The sequence below is a fragment of the Streptomyces sp. NPDC043853 genome (assembly GCF_056436025.1).
In genome coordinates this window covers 75,923-92,411 of record NZ_JBWKDJ010000006.1, presented here as the reverse complement: position 1 = coordinate 92,411, position 16,489 = coordinate 75,923, and the positions used below count along the sequence as shown (strand labels likewise).

At 72.9% G+C, this 16,489-nt stretch carries 15 protein-coding genes and 1 pseudogene; 10 read left to right on the top strand and 6 right to left on the bottom strand.

Going from position 1 to position 16,489, the window contains the following annotated elements; translation table 11 throughout:
• The first annotated feature begins 22 nt into the window (after positions 1-22).
• From AC067U_RS18035 to mug, 3 genes are all read left to right on the top strand, one after another.
• Complete coding sequence (locus AC067U_RS18035; RefSeq protein WP_478830692.1) at positions 23-790, top strand: SGNH/GDSL hydrolase family protein; 768 nt, start codon at positions 23-25, stop codon at positions 788-790.
• Between the two features lie 71 nt (positions 791-861).
• The gene (gene purB, locus AC067U_RS18030; RefSeq protein WP_478830691.1) at positions 862-2,295 is read left to right on the top strand and encodes an adenylosuccinate lyase; all 1,434 of its coding nucleotides are present in this window, start codon (positions 862-864) and stop codon (positions 2,293-2,295) included.
• Positions 2,292-2,840 (top strand): G/U mismatch-specific DNA glycosylase, encoded by a 549-nt coding sequence (gene mug, locus AC067U_RS18025; RefSeq protein WP_478830917.1) that lies wholly within the window; start codon positions 2,292-2,294, stop codon positions 2,838-2,840. Before purB ends, mug begins: the two co-directional genes overlap by 4 nt.
• Positions 2,841-2,865: 25 nt before the next feature.
• On the opposite strand, the gene AC067U_RS18020 is transcribed toward mug, so the two are convergent.
• From AC067U_RS18020 to AC067U_RS18010, 3 genes are read right to left on the bottom strand one after another with little or no spacing between them, the layout of a single operon-like run.
• On the bottom strand, positions 2,866-3,303 hold the full coding sequence (locus AC067U_RS18020; RefSeq protein WP_478830690.1) for a hypothetical protein: 438 nt from the start codon (positions 3,301-3,303) through the stop codon (positions 2,866-2,868).
• A 48-nt stretch (positions 3,304-3,351) separates the two neighbouring features.
• Positions 3,352-4,107 (bottom strand): ABC transporter permease, encoded by a 756-nt coding sequence (locus AC067U_RS18015; RefSeq protein ID WP_478830689.1) that lies wholly within the window; start codon positions 4,105-4,107, stop codon positions 3,352-3,354.
• 23 nt (positions 4,108-4,130) lie between these two features.
• Positions 4,131-5,054: an ABC transporter ATP-binding protein gene (locus AC067U_RS18010; RefSeq protein WP_478830688.1), complete on the bottom strand. Its 924-nt coding sequence runs from the start codon at positions 5,052-5,054 to the stop codon at positions 4,131-4,133.
• Positions 5,055-5,161: 107 nt separating this feature from the next.
• On the opposite strand from AC067U_RS18010, the gene AC067U_RS18005 reads away from it, so the two are divergent.
• Together AC067U_RS18005 and AC067U_RS18000 are read left to right on the top strand one after the other, a co-directional pair.
• Positions 5,162-6,340, top strand: coding sequence for a sensor histidine kinase (locus tag AC067U_RS18005; protein WP_478830687.1), 1,179 nt, complete (start codon positions 5,162-5,164; stop codon positions 6,338-6,340).
• A gap of 4 nt (positions 6,341-6,344) precedes the next feature.
• Positions 6,345-6,995 carry a response regulator transcription factor gene (locus AC067U_RS18000; protein ID WP_478830686.1) on the top strand — a complete coding sequence of 217 codons (651 nt, stop codon included), beginning with the start codon at positions 6,345-6,347 and terminating at the stop codon, positions 6,993-6,995.
• Here the strand turns inward: AC067U_RS18000 and AC067U_RS17995 are convergent.
• Positions 6,897-7,424: pseudogene (locus AC067U_RS17995) on the bottom strand (IS200/IS605 family accessory protein TnpB-related protein); the annotation flags it as partial. The gene AC067U_RS18000 and the pseudogene AC067U_RS17995 overlap by 99 nt on opposite strands.
• A 260-nt stretch (positions 7,425-7,684) precedes the next feature.
• Between AC067U_RS17995 and AC067U_RS17990 the strand changes: the two are divergent.
• Positions 7,685-8,842, top strand: a complete 1,158-nt coding sequence (locus AC067U_RS17990) for an ROK family transcriptional regulator (protein ID WP_478830685.1) — start codon at positions 7,685-7,687, stop codon at positions 8,840-8,842.
• A 138-nt stretch (positions 8,843-8,980) separates the two neighbouring features.
• Here the strand turns inward: AC067U_RS17990 and AC067U_RS17985 are convergent, their stop codons facing one another.
• Positions 8,981-9,748: a GntR family transcriptional regulator gene (locus tag AC067U_RS17985; protein ID WP_478830684.1), complete on the bottom strand. Its 768-nt coding sequence runs from the start codon at positions 9,746-9,748 to the stop codon at positions 8,981-8,983.
• A 501-nt stretch (positions 9,749-10,249) separates the two neighbouring features.
• Here AC067U_RS17985 and AC067U_RS17980 point away from each other — a divergent pair.
• The 3 genes from AC067U_RS17980 (at position 10,250) to AC067U_RS17970 (ending at position 15,334) form a co-directional block, all read left to right on the top strand.
• Entirely contained in the window at positions 10,250-11,932 is a 1,683-nt protein-coding gene (locus AC067U_RS17980) for an alkaline phosphatase D family protein (protein ID WP_478830683.1), read from the top strand.
• A gap of 187 nt (positions 11,933-12,119) precedes the next feature.
• Complete coding sequence (locus AC067U_RS17975) at positions 12,120-13,535, top strand: GNAT family N-acetyltransferase (protein ID WP_478830682.1); 1,416 nt, start codon at positions 12,120-12,122, stop codon at positions 13,533-13,535.
• 98 nt (positions 13,536-13,633) lie between these two features.
• Positions 13,634-15,334 carry a DUF885 domain-containing protein gene (locus tag AC067U_RS17970; RefSeq protein ID WP_478830681.1) on the top strand — a complete coding sequence of 567 codons (1,701 nt, stop codon included), beginning with the start codon at positions 13,634-13,636 and terminating at the stop codon, positions 15,332-15,334.
• Between the two features lie 95 nt (positions 15,335-15,429).
• Here the strand turns inward: AC067U_RS17970 and AC067U_RS17965 are convergent, their stop codons facing one another.
• Positions 15,430-15,945: a rhodanese-like domain-containing protein gene (locus AC067U_RS17965; RefSeq protein ID WP_478830680.1), complete on the bottom strand. Its 516-nt coding sequence runs from the start codon at positions 15,943-15,945 to the stop codon at positions 15,430-15,432.
• A 94-nt stretch (positions 15,946-16,039) separates the two neighbouring features.
• On the opposite strand from AC067U_RS17965, the gene AC067U_RS17960 reads away from it, so the two are divergent.
• Positions 16,040-16,486, top strand: a complete 447-nt coding sequence (locus AC067U_RS17960) for an Lrp/AsnC family transcriptional regulator (protein WP_478830679.1) — start codon at positions 16,040-16,042, stop codon at positions 16,484-16,486.
• Positions 16,487-16,489 lie beyond the last annotated feature (3 nt).

Genomic DNA, 16,489 nt, shown 5'->3' with positions numbered 1-16,489 from the left:
CGCGCGGTAACATCGCACCGCCATGGAGATGAATGCGTCCTACACCAGTTTCGTCGCGCTAGGCGACTCCTTCACCGAGGGCATGTCGGACGAGCTGCCCGACGGCTCCTACCGGGGCTGGGCGGATCTGCTCGCCGCCCGTCTGGCGGCCCGCGAACCGGACTTCCGGTACGCGAACCTCGCGGTGCGCGGCAAGCTGATCGGGCAGATCGTCGAGGACCAGGTGGAACCCGCGGCCACGATGAAGGCCGATGTGGTCACCCTGGTGGGCGGGCTGAACGACGCGCTGCGCCCCCGGGTGGACATGGGCCGGGTCCGGGGCCATCTGGAGGAGGCCGTGGAACGCCTGGCCCCGACGTGCCGGCAGCTGGTGCTCATGCGCTCCCCCGGCCGCAACGGCCCGGTGATGGAACGGTTCCGCCCGCGGATGGAGGAGCTCTTCGGGATCCTCGAGGAGCTCGCGGCCCGGCACCGCGCCGTGGTGGCCGACCTGTACGGGGCGCCCGTGCTCGGCGATCCCCGGCTGTGGGCCGTGGACCGGCTGCACCTGACCGCCGAGGGCCACCGCCGGGTGGCCGAGGCGGTCTGGCAGGCCCTGGGCCTGCCCCCGGCCGAGGACTGGCGCGCGGAACTCCCGCCCGCCCGGCCGCCCCGGTGGGCGGCCCGGCGGACCGATGACCTACGCTTCGCCCGGCAGCACCTGCTCCCCTGGGTCGGCCGCCGTCTGACCGGCCGCTCCTCCGGGGACGGCCGACCCGCCAAGCGCCCCGAGCTGCTCCCGTACTCGTAGCAACCCACAACCCGGGGCAGGGCCCGGACCTGCGTAAACGCACAACCCGGCAAGGGCTAGAATCCCTTCACGTGACTGCCAAGCCCCGCATCCCCAATGTCCTGGCCGGCCGCTACGCTTCCCCGGAGCTCGCCGTCCTGTGGTCCCCCGAGTACAAGGTGACCCTGGAGCGGCGGCTCTGGCTCGCCGTGCTGCGCGCCCAGAAGGACCTCGGCATCGAGGTCCCGGACGCCGCCCTGGCCGACTACGAGCGGGTTCTGGAGCAGGTCGACCTGGCCTCCATCGCCGAGCGCGAGAAGGTCACCCGCCACGACGTGAAGGCCCGGATCGAGGAGTTCAACGCCCTCGCCGGCCACGAGCACGTCCACAAGGGCATGACCTCCCGGGACCTCACCGAGAACGTCGAGCAGCTCCAGATCCGCCTCTCCCTGGAGCTGGTCCGCAACCGAACGGTCGCCGTCCTCTCCCGGCTCGGCAAGCTGTCCGGCGAGTACGCCGAGCTGGTCATGGCCGGCCGCTCGCACAACGTGGCGGCGCAGGCCACCACCCTGGGCAAGCGCTTCGCGACCGCCGCCGACGAGCTGCTCGTCGCCTACGGCCGCCTGGAGGACCTGCTCGGCCGCTACCCGCTGCGCGGCATCAAGGGCCCCGTCGGCACCGCCCAGGACATGCTGGACCTGCTCGGCGGGGACGCCGCCAAGCTCGCCGAGCTGGAGCAGCGCATCGCCGGCCACCTCGGCTTCGCGCACGCCTTCACCTCGGTCGGCCAGGTCTACCCCCGCTCGCTGGACTACGACGTGCTCAGCGCTCTGGTCCAGCTGGCCGCCGCCCCCTCCTCGGTCGCCAAGACCGTCCGGCTCATGGCCGGCCACGAGCTCGTCACCGAGGGCTTCAAGCCCGGCCAGGTCGGCTCCTCCGCGATGCCGCACAAGATGAACACCCGCTCCTGCGAGCGCGTGAACGGCCTGATGGTCATCCTGCGCGGCTACGCCTCGATGACCGCCGAGCTGGCCGGCGACCAGTGGAACGAGGGCGACGTCTCCTGCTCCGTGGTGCGCCGCGTGGCCCTGCCGGACGCCTTCTTCGCCTTCGACGGCCTGCTGGAGACCTTCCTGACGGTGCTCGACGAGTTCGGCGCCTTCCCCGCCGTGGTCGCCCGCGAGCTGGACCGCTACCTGCCGTTCCTGGCCACCACCAAGGTGCTGATGGGTGCCGTGCGCGCCGGTGTGGGCCGCGAGGTGGCGCACGAGGTCATCAAGGAGCACGCGGTGGCCTCCGCCCTCGCCATGCGCGAGCAGGGCGCGGAGCGCAACGAGCTGCTGGACAAGCTGGCCGCCGACGAGCGGATCCCGCTGGACCGCGCCGCGCTCGACGCCCTGATGGCCGACAAGCTGTCCTTCACCGGGGCTGCGGGCGACCAGGTGGCCGTGGTGGTCTCCCGCATCGAGGAGATCGCCAAGCAGCACCCGGAGGCCGCCGGGTACACGCCGGGGTCGATCCTCTGACCCCCGACGAGCTGAACGCCGCCCGTGACCGCGTCCTCCCGGACGTGGTCGCGGGCGGTCTGCGTGTGCTGTTCTGCGGGATCAACCCCGGCCTCCTCTCCGCCGCGACGGGCCACCACTTCGCCCGCCCCGGCAACCGCTTCTGGCCCGTCCTCCACCTGTCCGGCTTCACCCCCCGCAGGCTCATCCCCGCCGAGCAGGAGGAACTGCTCGCCTACCGCCTCGGCCTGACCAACGTGGTCGCCCGGGCCACCGCCCGTGCCGACGAGCTGACCGCCGAAGAACTCCGCGAGGGCGGTCGGATCCTCACCGCGAAAGTGGAGGAACTGCGCCCGCACTGGCTCGCGGTGGTCGGCGTCACCGCCTACCGCACGGCCTTCGGCGACCGCCGCGCCGGCATCGGCGAGCAGACCCGCACCATCGGGTCCACCCGCGTCTGGGCCCTGCCCAACCCCAGCGGCCTCAACGCCCACTGGACCGCGGACACCATGGCCCAGGAGTACGCCCGCCTTCGCGCCGCCGCCGAGGCCGGCGACCCGGCCTGAGGTCCGCTCCCTTCCGGGCCCGGCCTCAGGGCGGGTCGATCACCGTGACCGCGGCCATCAGCTGCGGGGAGTGGTCCGCGCCCCACTGGGCGGCGTAGACCGCCACCCACCGGTCGGCCACCTTCCACAGGTGAAGGTGGTCGGTGGCACCGCTCAGCTCCCCCCAGGGCTCGGCGAGCCGGTCCCCCGCACCGGCCCGCTCCAGCAGCCCTCGCGTCCACACCAGGTGGGGCTCTCCCCAGCGGCCCGTCAGGGCATGGGCGAGCGCACCGTATTCGGCGGACAGCTGTTCCTCCCCCTCGATCCGGTCGGCCGGGTCCTCGTCCCCGTACCAGCGGCTCCCGCCCAGCTCGGCGAGGTGGTACCCGGGCCCGCTGGTGACCCGCCCGGACCTGCCCCGGACCTCGGGAAAGCCGCACGTCCGGAGCCGGTCGATCGTCTCGAGATGCTCTGCCGTGGTCATGCCGTCAGTATTCCGGCGGCCACTGACAACTGGCCGTCCGTCATATGGTCAGGCGTCCCGTCGGCGCACCGCCAGCCAGCCGCCGACCAGTGCGGCGAGCGTCCACAGCGCCATCACTCCCAGGCCCGTCCACGGGCCCAGGACACCGTTCGGCTCGCTCCGCAGGATCACCTGGCCGGCCCGGTCCGGCAGGAACTGCGCCAGGTCACTCGCCTTCGCCGCGATGACGAAGGACACCAGCAGGAAGAAGGGTATGAGGAGGCTCAGCACGGCGGCACTGCTGCGCGTGACGGCCGTCAGCCCGGCGGCGAACAGCGTCAGGAGGGTCAGGTAGAAGCCGCAGCCGATGACCGACCGCACGGCGCCCGGATCGGTCAGCGCGAGGGTGTAGGGCCCCATGTACGCCTGCCCGCCCAGGAAGGTGGCGAGGGCGGTGATCTGGCCCACCACGAAGGCCAGGCCGCCGATCATCGCGATCTTCGAAAGGTAGAAGCGGGTACGGTCCGGGACCGTGGTGAGGGTGATCCGCAGGGCGCCGTTGTGGAACTCGGCGGCGAAGGCGGTTGCCCCGAAGGCAATGGCCGCTATCTGGCCGAAGTTGAGGCCGTAGTAGGCCGCGAGCAGCGGGTCGTCCCCCATGCTGCCCGCTTCCGCCGTGCCGATGGCGGCGGCCGTCAGGGTTTGGATGCCGGCGGTGGCAACGAGGATGGCGATCAGCGTGCCCACGGCGCTCCGCAGGGAGCGGATCTTGATCCATTCGCCGTGCAGAACAGGACGGGTGGGCAGGAAGCCGAGGGTGGACATGGCGGGAGAACCTCCGGTGGTGGTCAGCGGGTGGCGGCGAACTCGGTGTGATCGGCCGTGAGGTCGAGGTAGGCCTGCTCCAGCGAGGCTCGCTCGTCGGAGAGTTCGAACATCGGGATGCCCTCGCGGGCGGCGAGCGAGCCGATCTGCTCGGCCTTCACCCCGTCGACCGTCCAGCGGCCCTCTGCGTCCTCGACCAGCTCCATGCCGTCCCGGGCCAGGGTTGCCCGCAGGCGTATCGGGTCGGAGGTGCGCAACCGGACCCTGGCGGTGCTGCGCTCGTCGATGAATTCCTTCATCGACGTATCTGCGAGCAATCTCCCCTGTCCCAGCACCACGAGATGGTCCACGAAAGAGGCCGTCTCCGACATCAGATGGCTGGAGACCAGCACCGTCCGCCCCTCGGCGGCCAGATCACGCATCAGTCCACGGATCCAGATGATCCCCTCCGGGTCGAGTCCGTTGGTGGGCTCGTCCAGCAGCAGCACGCCCGGGTCTCCGAGCAGAGCGGCCGCGATGCCGAGCCGCTGGCGCATGCCCAAGGAGAAGGTCTTGATCCGGCGTCGGGCGGCTGTCGTGATGCCCGCCTGCTCGATGACCTCGTCGACCCTCCGTGCCGGGATCCGGTTGGCCGCCGCCAGCGCGAGCAGGTGGTCCCGCGCCCTCCGGCCTCCGTGTGCCGCCTGGGCGTCCAGCAGCGCACCGACGTGGCGCAGGGGCTCCGTGAATTCGCTGAACCGGTGACCGCCGATGGTGGCGGTGCCGGAGGTCGCCCTGTCCAGGCCGAGGAGCAGCCTCATGGTGGTGGACTTGCCCGCGCCGTTGGGGCCGAGGAAGCCGGTGACCCGGCCGGGCAGCACGTCGAAGGAAAGGTCGTCCACGGCGCGGGTGGTGCCGTACTCCTTCGTCAGCCGGCGGATCTCGATGCTGTTCGTCGCTGCGTTCATGGATCCAGGTTGGCTGCCGACCCACCCCCGTTCCTCCCCCGTGCGGGGGGATCGTCTCCCCCGTGCGGGGGAGACGGCCGTGATCGCGCGGCTGTCACGATGGGGGCATGTACCGACTGATCAGAGCCCCGCTCCAACCGCTCACGTACTCGCGCTGGTTGCACCTGTGCGTACCCGTGCTGCTGGTCGCGGTGTGGATGTTCATAGAGCCCGAGGTCCCGTGGGCACCGGTTCTGATCATCGCCCCGTTCGGTCTGATCCCGTGGATGCGGACGGCCGAGGGGTTGCAGGCACAATTCCTGCTCACCCCCTATGACCGCGGCTCGGAGGAGAACGTCATATCGACGGTGGCCTCCACGCGCTGGGGCGACCGCTGGCGGACCGTGCTGTGGCTGGAGATACGGCTGGTGCTGGCGTTCGTGGCCATGTTCGCCACCGTGTGGCTGCCGGGGTTCACCGTCGAGCTGCTCACGACGGCGTTCGGGTATCCCGTACAGGGGGACGTGATGCTGCCGCTGGTACCGCCGCGCTGGCTGGCAGCCGTGCTCGTGCCCCTGCCCCTGATCCTGCTGCTCGTGACGGTGTTCCTGCTGGGCGAGCTGATCACGGCCGTCGCGACCCGGCTGCTGGGGCCGTCGGCGGCGGAGCGGCTGTCCGTGCTGGAGGAGCGGACGGAGCAGCTGCTGGAGCGCACCAGGATCGCGCGCGAGCTGCACGACACGATCGGCCATGCGCTGACGGTGGCGGTGGTGCAGGCCGGGGCCGCGCGGGCGGCGGGGGACCCGGCGTTCACCGAGCGGGCGCTGGCCGCCATCGAGGAGACGGGCCGGGCCGCTCTGGAGGACCTGGAGCGGGTGCTGGCGGTGCTGCGGGACTCCGGCCCCCGGCCCTCGCAGCGTCCGACGCTCGCCGACGCGGACCGGCTGCTGGAGTCGACCCGGGCCTCCGGCGCCCGCGTGGAGGCCGAACTGTCCGGCCCGCTGGAGTCGTTGCCGGGGCCGGTCACCCGGGAGGCGTACCGGATCCTGCAGGAGGCGCTCACGAACGTGTTGCGGCACTGCGGGCCGGTGCCGGTCCGGGTACGGGTGGACGTGAGCGGGGACCGGCTGGAGCTGGAGGTGACGAATTCGCTGCCGGACGACCAGGAGACGTCCGGCGGGGGCAGCGGGAGCGGACTGCGGGGGATGCGTGAGCGGGCCGCTCTGCTGGGCGGATCCGCGGACTCCGGTCCGTACGAGGGAGGCTGGCGGGTGCGGGCACGGCTTCCGCTGGAGCACATACGCTGAGGGGATGCCGGTCACCGTACTCCTCGTCGATGACGAGCCCCTGGTGCGCGCGGGTCTGCGCGCCGTGCTCGATGCCCAGCCCGACATCGAGGTGGTGGGTGAGGCCGCCGACGGTGCGGCCGTGATCCCGTTGGTCCGGCAGTTGCGGCCGGACGTGGTGGCCATGGACGTGCGGATGCCGCTGCTGGACGGGATCGAGGCGACGAAGGCGGTGCTGAAGAGCATCGACGAACCGCCGAAGATCCTGGTGGTGACGACGTTCGAGAACGACGAGTACGTGTACCGGGCGCTGCGGGCGGGCGCGGACGGCTTCCTGCTCAAGCGGGCCCGGCCCGCGGAGATCGTGCACGCGGTGCGGCTGGTCGCGGAGGGGGATTCGCTGCTGTTCCCGACGGCGGTCCGGTCGATGGCCTCGGAGTACGGGAACAGCAAGGCGCGGGCCAAGTTGGCGAAGGCCGCGCTGACCGAGCGCGAGGAGGCGGTGCTGCGGCTGATGGCGCGGGGGCTCACCAACGCGGAGATCGCGGGCGAGATGTTCGTCGGCACCGAGACGGTGAAGTCCCATGTCAGCGCGGTGCTGGCGAAGCTGGGCGCGCGGGACCGGACGCAGGCGGTGATCGCGGCGTACGAGTCGGGGTTCGTCGCTCCGGCCTGAGCGGGGGCGTCCGCGGGCCTGCCGGGTGCGGTAACCGCCCGGCGCCCGCTTGCCGCCCTTCCCGCCGACCGGCTGGGACAGGCGGTGCCGGATGGTCCGGACACCGGCTTCCAGGTTCTGGATGTGCGCCTGGCCACGCCGGGCCAGCTCCCACTGATCATGCGTGGCCTTCGTGATGCTGCCCGCCCACCGGGACGACGACACCGCCGTCAGCTCCCGCTTCCGGACCGCCCACGTATCAGCGGAGTGCTCCAGACCGTCACGGCAACGAGTGGCGAGGTCCTTCGAGGCCAGCGAGCCCAGATGCGCGCCGACCCGGGCCAGGACCTCCTCGTCCCGCGGCGTCAGGCCCTTCAGCCGGGTCCGTGCCGCGACGCCCGTGGGCCTGGGCGCGACGAACGGCGGCGACAACTCCCGCAGCCCACCCACCACCCCGTCACCCACCCCGGTATCGAAGAACCCGTCCCCCACCCAACGATCACCGCGCACGAAAGGCCACACATTCGATGCGAGAACCCTCGTTCCCACTCGGCGCCAATCCACCGCCACGGACGCGGCACTCACTCATACACACCAGAGCGCACTCACACCCAGCCACAACACCGCAGTTCCGCCCCCCTCGTTCTCGCCGTCCCCGCGGGGGCGCAGTACGATCCGGCTGACAGGCGCGCTAGCTGGGAGGACACACGTTGGGGCAGCTGACCGGCGGGGATCCCTCTCTGCTCAGACGGATCAACTCCGCCGTGGTGCTGCGCGCGCTGCGCGCGGCCGAAGCGCCCACCCTCACGGACCTGACCCGGGTGACCGGTTTGTCCCGGCCGACCGTGGAGGGGGTCGTGGAGGGACTGATCGGTACCGGGCTGGTCGTCGAGGCCGCGGTCGAGGAGGGGGCGCGCCGGCAGGGCCGGCCGGCCCGCCGGTTCCGGTTCCGGGCGGAGGCCGGCCATCTGCTGGGCATCGAGATCGGTTCGCACCGGATCGCCGCACTGCTGTCCGGGCTGGACGGGCGGGTGATCGGGGCGGGCACCAAGGAGGTGTCCGAGACGGCGTCCGCCGACGACCGGCTGGAGAAGGTCCGGGCCACGGTCGCCGACCTGCTGCGCCGGGCCGGGGTACCCCGGGACTCGCTGCGCGCGGTGGGGGTCGCGAGTCCGGGGATCGTGGAGGCGGACGGCACGGTACGGCTGGGCACGGCGCTGCCGGGGTGGACCGGGCTGCCGCTCGGGGACCGGCTGCGGCGCTCGTTCCGCTGTCCGGTGCAGGTGGAGAACGACGCGAACGCGGCGGCGGTCGGTGAGCACTGGAAGGGCTCCGCGCGGGACACGGACGACATCGTGTTCGTGATGGCGGGACTCAGCCCGGGTGCCGGTTCGCTGATCGGCGGCCGCCTGCACCGGGGTTTCGGCGGGGCGGCCGGCGAGATCGGCGCGCTGCACCTGCTGGGGCGGGAGGTCTCGCCGGAGAAGCTGCTGTCCACCACGGGGGAGCCGCTGCACCCGCTGGACGAGCAGGCCGTCGCGGAGGTCTTCGCGAGGGCGCGGCGCGGCGAGGAGCGGGCGGTGGCGGCGCTGGACCGGTTCGTGCAGCGCCTGGTGCACGATGTGGCCGCGCTGGTGCTGGCCATGGATCCGGAGCTGGTGGTGGTCGGCGGCTGGGCGGCCGGCCTGGACGACGTGCTGGATCCGCTCCGCCGGGAGCTCGCCCGGTACTGCCTGCGGCCGCCCCGGGTGACGTTGTCGATGCTGGGTGAGGCGGCGGTGGCGACGGGTGCGCTGCGGCTGGCCCTCGACCAGGCCGAGGAGGAGCTGTTCGCGGTGGAGAAGTCGGTGACGGCCCGCCGGCGCTGACCGGCTGCGGCGGCCCTTGCCTCCTCGTACGGCGAAGGCCACCGCCCGACGGCGGTGGCCCTGACCCGCTGCTCACTGCCCGTTGCCCGTTGCCCGCGTGGGCGCTTGTGCCGGGGTGCAGGCTCTCCCACCGGCGCCTCAGGAGGCGACGCGCTCGGCTTCCGCCTCGTGCCGGATCTCCATGTCGCCGGAGTCGCCGAAGGTGAGCCGGCAGGTATCGGCGCGGTACGTGGCCACCGAGACGGCCGCCGTGCCGCCGGAGGCGATGTAGCGGGTGGTGACCACGAGCACGGGAGCACCGGGCAGCCGGTCCAGTTCCCTGGCGTCGTCGGCGCGGGCCGAGCCGAGCTCCACCGACCGGTCCTGGCCTTCCAGTTCGAGGCGCTGGAGCTCGCGGAGCACGGCGCGGGCGCGGGCCGGCCCGGAGGGTGCGTCGATGGCGGACAGTCCGGGCACCGAGGCTGCGGGCGCGTACAGCAGTTCGGCGGCGACGGCCTGGCCGTGGGTGGTCCGGGTACGGCGCACGGTGTGTACGGGCAGGTCGGCGGATACCCCGAGCAGCTTGGCCACGGCGGGGCCGGGCCCGTCCTCGGTGGCGGTCACCAGCTGCCAGCCGTCGGCGGTCTCTCCGGGCCAGCTCTGCCGGGTGGTGCCGACGTCCACGCCGACGCGCGGCGGGGCGACGGTGGTGCCGACGCCGCGGCGGCGCTGCAGCCGGCCCTCCAGCTCCAGCTGCTCCAGGGCCTGCCGGAGGGTGGCCCGGGCGACACCGAAGCGGGCGGCGAGCTCGCGCTCGTTCGGCAGGACCTCGCCCACCGCGAAGTCCTGATCGAGCGCCTCGCTGAGCACGGTCTTGAGGTGCCAGTACTTCGGCTCCGGCACCGTCTCCAGCTGCGTCGTCCCCACCCTGACTCCTCCTGCGTTGGCCGCATGCGCCGCGATTCGCCGTCGTGCCGGCGGCAGCTGATGCCGTGGTTTCGCGCCTTTGTTTATTAAAGGTTCCTGCACTATCTCTGTGACCATAGGGCGGCACACCACCTTGGTCAAGACCAATCCTCGTACCTGGACCGGGCAGATCGGGCATACGTATCAAGCCGTTCACGGGATGTTCGCGGATGCCGCGACGGCCGGTCCGCGCTCCGCGAAGGCCCCTCCACTGCCCGTCCCCTGCCCCGCGACGGCCGGTTCGCCGGGCCCGCGACGGCCGCTCCGCCAGGGCCTCGACGGCCGGTTCGCCGCGCACCATGGCCGGATTCCGTCCCGCCGGGCGGGCCCTGGTCAACGCCGCCGTCCGCTGTTCACCGGCGGTTCGTGTCCTTGACGCGGCCGGGCGGGGGCGCGGCGGCACACTGGCCCGACCCCACCCGCACGGCCCGCCCGGCCGCCCCCGCCCCTGGAGGCGCAACGATGCCGCACACCCGCCGGTCCCTGTTCCGCGGCTCCCTCGCCGCGTCCGCGGTCCTCGCCCTCCCCGGCACCCCTGTCGCACGCGCCTCGTCCGGAACCGCGGCCGCGGCCGCCGTCGCGTCCGTGCCCGGGCCGGCCCCCGGCGCGCCCGCGCTGCACCGCTCGGGCCGCCCGAGCGCTCCCTGGGGCGTCCAGTCCGGTGAGATCACCCCGTTCTCGGCCGTGGTCTGGACGCGCGCCGACCGGCCCGCCCGGATGTCGGTCGAGACCTCCCCGAGCGAGTCCTTCCGCTACGGTGTGCGCCACCATCCGGGCCCCTTCCTGGGCCCCGCCACCGACTTCACCGGCATCACCACCCTGCACGGCCTGCCGCCCGGCCGGCAGATCCACTACCGGGTGCTGCTCGCCGACCCCGACGATCCGCGCCGCTCCGGCGAGCCCGTCCACGGCACCTTCCGCACCACCCCGGTCACCCGCCGCTCCGGGGTGCGCTTCCTGTGGTCCGGCGACCTGGCCGGCCAGGGCTGGGGCATCAACCCCGACCGCGGCGGCTACCGCGTCTTCGAGGAGATGCGGCGGCTCTCCCCGGACTTCTTCCTGTTCAGCGGGGACACGGTCTACTCCGACGGCCCGATCCGTCCGGAGGTCCCGCTGCGCGACGGCACCGTGTGGCGGAACATCACCACGGAGGAGAAGTCGAAGGTCGCCGAGACCCTCGCAGAGTTCCGCGGGAACTTCCGCTACAACCTGCTCGACCACCACCTGCGGGCCTTCAACGCCCAGGTCCCGGTGGTCGCCCAGTGGGACGACCACGAGGTGCGCAACAACTGGTACCCGGGGCAGCTGCTGGACGACCCGCGCTACACGGTCAAGGAGGTGGACGTGCTGGCCGCCCGCGCGCTGCAGGCGTTCGGCGAGTACTTCCCGGTCACGGACCTCGGCCGCGCCGGACGCACCGGCCACAACGGCTACCCGGGAGCCGGCGGGTACCCCGGCGGGCCCGGCGGGACGGAGGGCCGGATGTACCGCCTGGTCCCGTACGGTCCCCTGCTCGACGTGTTCGTGCTCGACATGCGCACCCACCGCAACGCCAACTCGCCGAACCGCCAGACCGACGACCCGGCCGGCATCCTCGGTGCCGGGCAACTGGCCTGGCTCAAGCGCGAGCTGGCCCGCTCACGGGCCACCTGGAAGGTCATCGCCGCCGATATGCCGCTGGGCATCGTCGTCCCGGACGGCGCCACCGACTACGAGGCGGTGGCCCAGGGCGACCCGGGCGCCCCGCTCGGCCGGGAGCTGCAGATCGCCGAGCTGCTCCGGTTCGTCAAACACCGGCGCATCACCGGGACGGTGTGGCTGACCGCCGACGTCCACTACACCGCGGCCAACCACTACGCCCCGGAGCGGGCCGCCTTCACCGACTTCGCGCCCTTCTGGGAGTTCGTCTCCGGCCCGGTGGGCGCCGGCGGCTTCCCGCACGGCCCGCTCGACGGCACCTTCGGCCCGCGCCAGGAGTTCGTACGGTCGGCCCCGCTGCCCAACCTGTCCCCGGCGGAACACCCTCCGTACTACGGGGAGGTGGACATCGACGGCGACAGCGGGGAGCTCACCGTGCGGTTGCGCGGCGAGGGAACGGGCGTACTCTTCACGCGGACCCTCCAGCCGGGCCGCATCGGCCAGTGAGGCGGACGGCCGGAGCCGGGACGGCCCACCAGCCCGGCCGGCCCCGCCAGAACGGCCGGAACCACCAGAACCCCCGGCCCCGCCCGCCCTGCCATGAAAAGCGGACGAAATCGGCCATTGGGATCCTTAACCGCGCGGTCACACATCATTCGTGATCACGCAACACCAGTTCGCCAGAGTGGTGTACATGACTGCTCACAACGCGCACTCCGCCCACTCGCACCGCCGACAGCACCACTGGCGCCGCGACCTCGTCGAACTGGCCGCCCTGTTCTGCGCCGTCGCGGTGGCCGACGCCATCGCCAACCTCGTGGTCCACGGTCCGAAGGGCCCGGTCCTCCTGATCGCCTCGGCCGTCGCACTGCTGGTCACGGCAGCCTTCCACACCTGGTGGGCGCGCCGCCACAGCCACGCCCCGCCGCCACCGGCCGCGCCGTCCGATACCGCCGTCCCCGCGGCCGCCCCCGCATCCGCCACCAGCCTGTGGCGGATGCGGACGACCGTGCGGGACGAGCCGGGCAGCCTGGCCACGCTGTGCACCGCCCTCGCCGCACACGGAGTGGACATCCTCACCCTCCAGACGCACCCGCTCGCCGAGGGCGGCACCGTCGACGAGTTCCTGTTGCGCACCCCGCAGGGGCTGCCCTCGGCCTCCATCGTGCGGGCCGTCGCCGGGGCGGGCGGCCACGGCACCTGGATCGAGCGGGCCGACGCCCACGACCTGGTCGACACCCCCACCCGGGTGCTCGGCCTGGCCACCCGGACCGCCCTGGACGCCGCCGAACTCCCCCTCGCGCTGCGCCATCTGCTCGGTCGCTGCACCATCCACTCGATTCCCGCCACCACCCTCTCGGGCCGCCCGAACACCGCCGCCGACGCCCCCGTCGAGGGCGTCCTGGAGGCCACGGTGATGCGGCTGCGCGACCCCGCCGGGGGCGCCATCACCGTGGAACGGCCCTACCTGCCCTTCACCCCCACCGAGTTCGCCCGGGCCCGCGCCCTGGTCGAGCTCGACGCCCGGCTCGGCCCGCGCGTGCCGCGCAGCCGGGACGTACTGACCCTGCCCGAAGGCAACGAGATCACCGTGCGCCGGGCCGACTCCGCCGACCTCGAAGCGGCCGTCGCCATGCACGAGCGGTGCTCCGAGCGCACCCTCGGGCTGCGCTACCACGGCCCGGTCGCCGACGCCGACCGGTACCTGGGCCACCTGCTCAGCCCACGCTTCGGCCGTACCCTGGCGGCCACGACGGCCTCCGGCCGACTGGTCGCCCTCGGCCACCTGCTGTGGGACGGTGACGAGACCGAGGTCGCGCTGCTCATCGAGGACGAGTGGCAGCGCCGTGGCATCGGCTCCGAACTCCTGCGCCGACTCGTCGCGATGGCCGTGGAGGCCGGGTGCGACAGCGTGTACGCCGTCACCCAGTCCTCCAACACCGGCATGGTGGCGGCCATGCGGGGCCTCGGCCTGCCCCTCGACTACCAGATCGAGGAGGGGATCCTGGTGATCACCGCCCGGCTGGACGCCGCCCCCGTCCGGTCCCGGCTCGCGTACGAACTCCCGCACGCGGTCCCGGGCGAGCTCCCGCGGCGCCGGGAGGGCTGAGCGGGGGCCGCCGTTCCGTCACGGTCGGCCCGGCCCCGTCAGGCGGCCGGGCCGATACGGTAGTGACGGACGCGGGTCCTCCGTACGAAGATGTCCGCATGTCAGACACCACCGCTGCGCAGGACCACCAGTTGCCCCGCCAGGTCGCCGACGCGTACGTCGACGCCCTGATCGTCCTCGACCCGATCACCGGCACGTACCTCGGCGACGCCGCCAGCTCCGGCAGGCTGCCCGACTTCTCCCCGGCCGGCCGCGCGGCCGTCGCGGAACTGGCCCGTGCGACGCTCGCCCGGCTGGACGCCGCCGAGCGGCTGCCGGACGCCGGGAGCGACGCGGAACGGCGCTGCGCCCGGCTCCTGCGCGAGCGTCTGACGGCCGAACTCGCGGTGCACGACGCCGACGAGGACCTGCGCGCGGTCAGCAACATCCACTCCCCCGTCCACGCGGTGCGGGAGGCGTTCACGCTGACCCCCACGGACTCCGACGAGGACTGGGCCGCCGTCGCGGAGCGGCTGCGCGCCGTCCCGGACGCCCTGGCCGGCTACCGCGCCTGCCTCGAACTGGGCCTGTCCAGGGGCCTGTACGGGGGCCCCCGCGCCACCGCCACCTTCATCGGGCAGCTGACCGAATGGGCCGGCCAGGACGGCGACGGGCCGGACTTCTTCACCGCCTTCGTCGCGGACGGACCCGCCGCCCTGCGGGACGGGCTCGACGCGGCCGCCGCCGGCGCCACCGCCGCCCTCGTCGGGCTGCGCGACTGGATGAGCGAGGTGTACGCGCCCGCGCTCGCCGGGCAGCCCGACACCGTGGGCCGCGAGCGGTACGCCCGCTGGTCGCGCTACTTCAACGGCACGGACCTGGACCTCGACGAGGCCTACGCCTACGGCTGGTCCGAATACCACCGGCTGCTCTCGGAGATGCGGACCGAGGCCGCGAAGATCCTGCCCGGCGCCACCCCCTGGGAGGCGCTGAAGCACCTGGACGAGCACGGCACCCACATCGAGGGCGTCGACGAGGTCCGGGCGTGGCTGCAGGGCATCATGGACGAGGCCATCGAGAAGCTCGACGGCACGCACTTCGAACTCGCCGAGCGGGTACGGAAGGTGGAGTCGCGGATCGCCCCGCCGGGCGGCGCCGCGGCCCCGTACTACACCTCCCCGTCGGAGGACTTCTCCCGTCCGGGCCGGACCTGGCTGCCGACCATGGGCCAGACCCGGTTCCCCGTCTACGACCTGGTGTCCACCTGGTACCACGAGGGCGTTCCGGGCCACCACCTGCAGCTCGCGCAGTGGACGCACGTGGCCGAACAGCTCTCCCGCTACCAGGCGACCGTCGGCATCGTCAGCGCCAACGCCGAGGGCTGGGCCCTGTACGCGGAGCGGCTGATGGACGAGCTCGGCTACCTCACGGACGCCGAGCAGCGGCTCGGTTACCTGGACTGCCAGATGATGCGGGCCTGCCGGGTCATCGTGGACATCGGCATGCACCTGGGGCTGGAGATCCCGGCCGACTCGCCGTACCACCCGGGCGAGCGCTGGACCCCGGAGCTCGCCGAGGAGTTCTTCGGCCTGCACAGCGGGCGCCCCGCGGACTTCGTCGCGAGCGAGCTGATCCGCTACCTGTCCATGCCGGGCCAGGCGATCGGCTACAAGCTGGGCGAGCGTGCCTGGCTGCTCGGCCGCGACAACGCGCGGGCCGCGCACGGCGAGTCCTTCGACCTGAAGGCGTGGCACATGGCCGCGCTGTCGCAGGGCTCGCTGGGCCTGGACGACCTGGTCGAGGAGCTGTCCCGGCTCTGACCTCCCGGCTCCGCCGCGGCGTGTACGGCGCGAACGTGTACGGCGCGTACGCGGACGGGCCGCCCGCTCCCCCGTGGGGCGGGCGGCCCGCCGGGTCAGCAGCCGCAGTCGTCGGAGTCGACGGGCGCGGTCAGCGGGTCGGCCTCGGAACGCTGCGCCGGGCCCTGCCAGGTCTCGACCTCGAAGCCCTCGCGGATCCAGTACTCGATGCCGCCGAGCATCTCCTTGACCTGGAAGCCGAGCCGGGCCAGCGCCAGTGCCGAGCGCGTACCGCCGTTGCAGCCGGGACCCCAGCAGTAGGTGACCACGGGGAGGTTCTTGTCCAGCAGCCGCTCGGCCTGCTCCGGGATGAGGGCGGTGGGCAGGTGGATCGCGCCGGGCACGTGGGCCTGGTCCCAGGAGGCGGTGGAGCGCGAGTCGATCAGCTGGAAGCCGAGCTCGGCGCCCTGCTCGCGGTGGGCCGCGAAGGCGGCGGCGACATCGGACACGTCCGCGTGGAAGGCCAGGCTGGCGGCGAAGTACGCGGCCGCGGCGGCGGGGGTGGCCGGCGGCACGCGCAGCACGGGGTTGGCGGTAACGGCGGGCGCGGAAGCGTTCTCGGTCGTGGTCATGACCAGAAATCTACGGTCGATGATCGACTCCTGGAAGTGACTTTCCCCGGCGTATCACTTGTTGGACCGGGGATTGCCCGGCAGCATGGGCAGCATGACCGGCTATTCCCCGGACGCCACCGACTGGCGCATCCTCGAAGCCCTTCAGGAGAACGGCCGGGCGGGCTTCGCCGAGCTCGCCCGCACCGTCTCGATGTCCGCGAGCGCCGTCACCGAGCGGGTCCGCCGGCTGGAGGAGGCCGGGGTGATCACCGGCTACACCGCGGTGGTGGACCCCGAGAAGCTCGGCAAGTCCATCCTCGCCCTGGTCCGGCTGCGCTATCCGCACGGCAACTACAAGCCGTTCCACGACCTGCTCGGCACCACCACCGAGATCCTGGAGGCGCACCACGTCACCGGCGACGACTGCTTCGTGCTGAAGGTCGCCGCCCGCTCGATGGGACACCTGGAGGAGATCACCGGGCGGATCGCGGGCCTCGGCCCGGTCACCACCAGCATCGTCTACTCCTCGCCCCTCCCCCGGCGGCCGCTCAGCCCGTGAGAC

Excerpts from the sequence above, each read along its gene's own strand:
- AC067U_RS17965 (WP_478830680.1), bottom strand. The coding sequence starts at position 15,945 with ATGACCACGACCGAGAACGCTTCCGCGCCCGCCGTTACCGCCAACCCC.
- AC067U_RS17970 (WP_478830681.1), top strand. The coding sequence starts at position 13,634 with ATGTCAGACACCACCGCTGCGCAGGACCACCAGTTGCCCCGCCAGGTC.
- AC067U_RS18020 (WP_478830690.1), bottom strand. The coding sequence starts at position 3,303 with ATGACCACGGCAGAGCATCTCGAGACGATCGACCGGCTCCGGACGTGC.
- AC067U_RS18000 (WP_478830686.1), top strand. The coding sequence starts at position 6,345 with ATGCCGGTCACCGTACTCCTCGTCGATGACGAGCCCCTGGTGCGCGCG.
- AC067U_RS18035 (WP_478830692.1), top strand. The coding sequence starts at position 23 with ATGGAGATGAATGCGTCCTACACCAGTTTCGTCGCGCTAGGCGACTCC.
- AC067U_RS18010 (WP_478830688.1), bottom strand. The coding sequence starts at position 5,054 with ATGAACGCAGCGACGAACAGCATCGAGATCCGCCGGCTGACGAAGGAG.
- AC067U_RS17980 (WP_478830683.1), top strand. The coding sequence starts at position 10,250 with ATGCCGCACACCCGCCGGTCCCTGTTCCGCGGCTCCCTCGCCGCGTCC.
- AC067U_RS17960 (WP_478830679.1), top strand. The coding sequence starts at position 16,040 with ATGACCGGCTATTCCCCGGACGCCACCGACTGGCGCATCCTCGAAGCC.
- AC067U_RS18015 (WP_478830689.1), bottom strand. The coding sequence starts at position 4,107 with ATGTCCACCCTCGGCTTCCTGCCCACCCGTCCTGTTCTGCACGGCGAA.
- AC067U_RS17975 (WP_478830682.1), top strand. The coding sequence starts at position 12,120 with ATGACTGCTCACAACGCGCACTCCGCCCACTCGCACCGCCGACAGCAC.
- AC067U_RS18005 (WP_478830687.1), top strand. The coding sequence starts at position 5,162 with ATGTACCGACTGATCAGAGCCCCGCTCCAACCGCTCACGTACTCGCGC.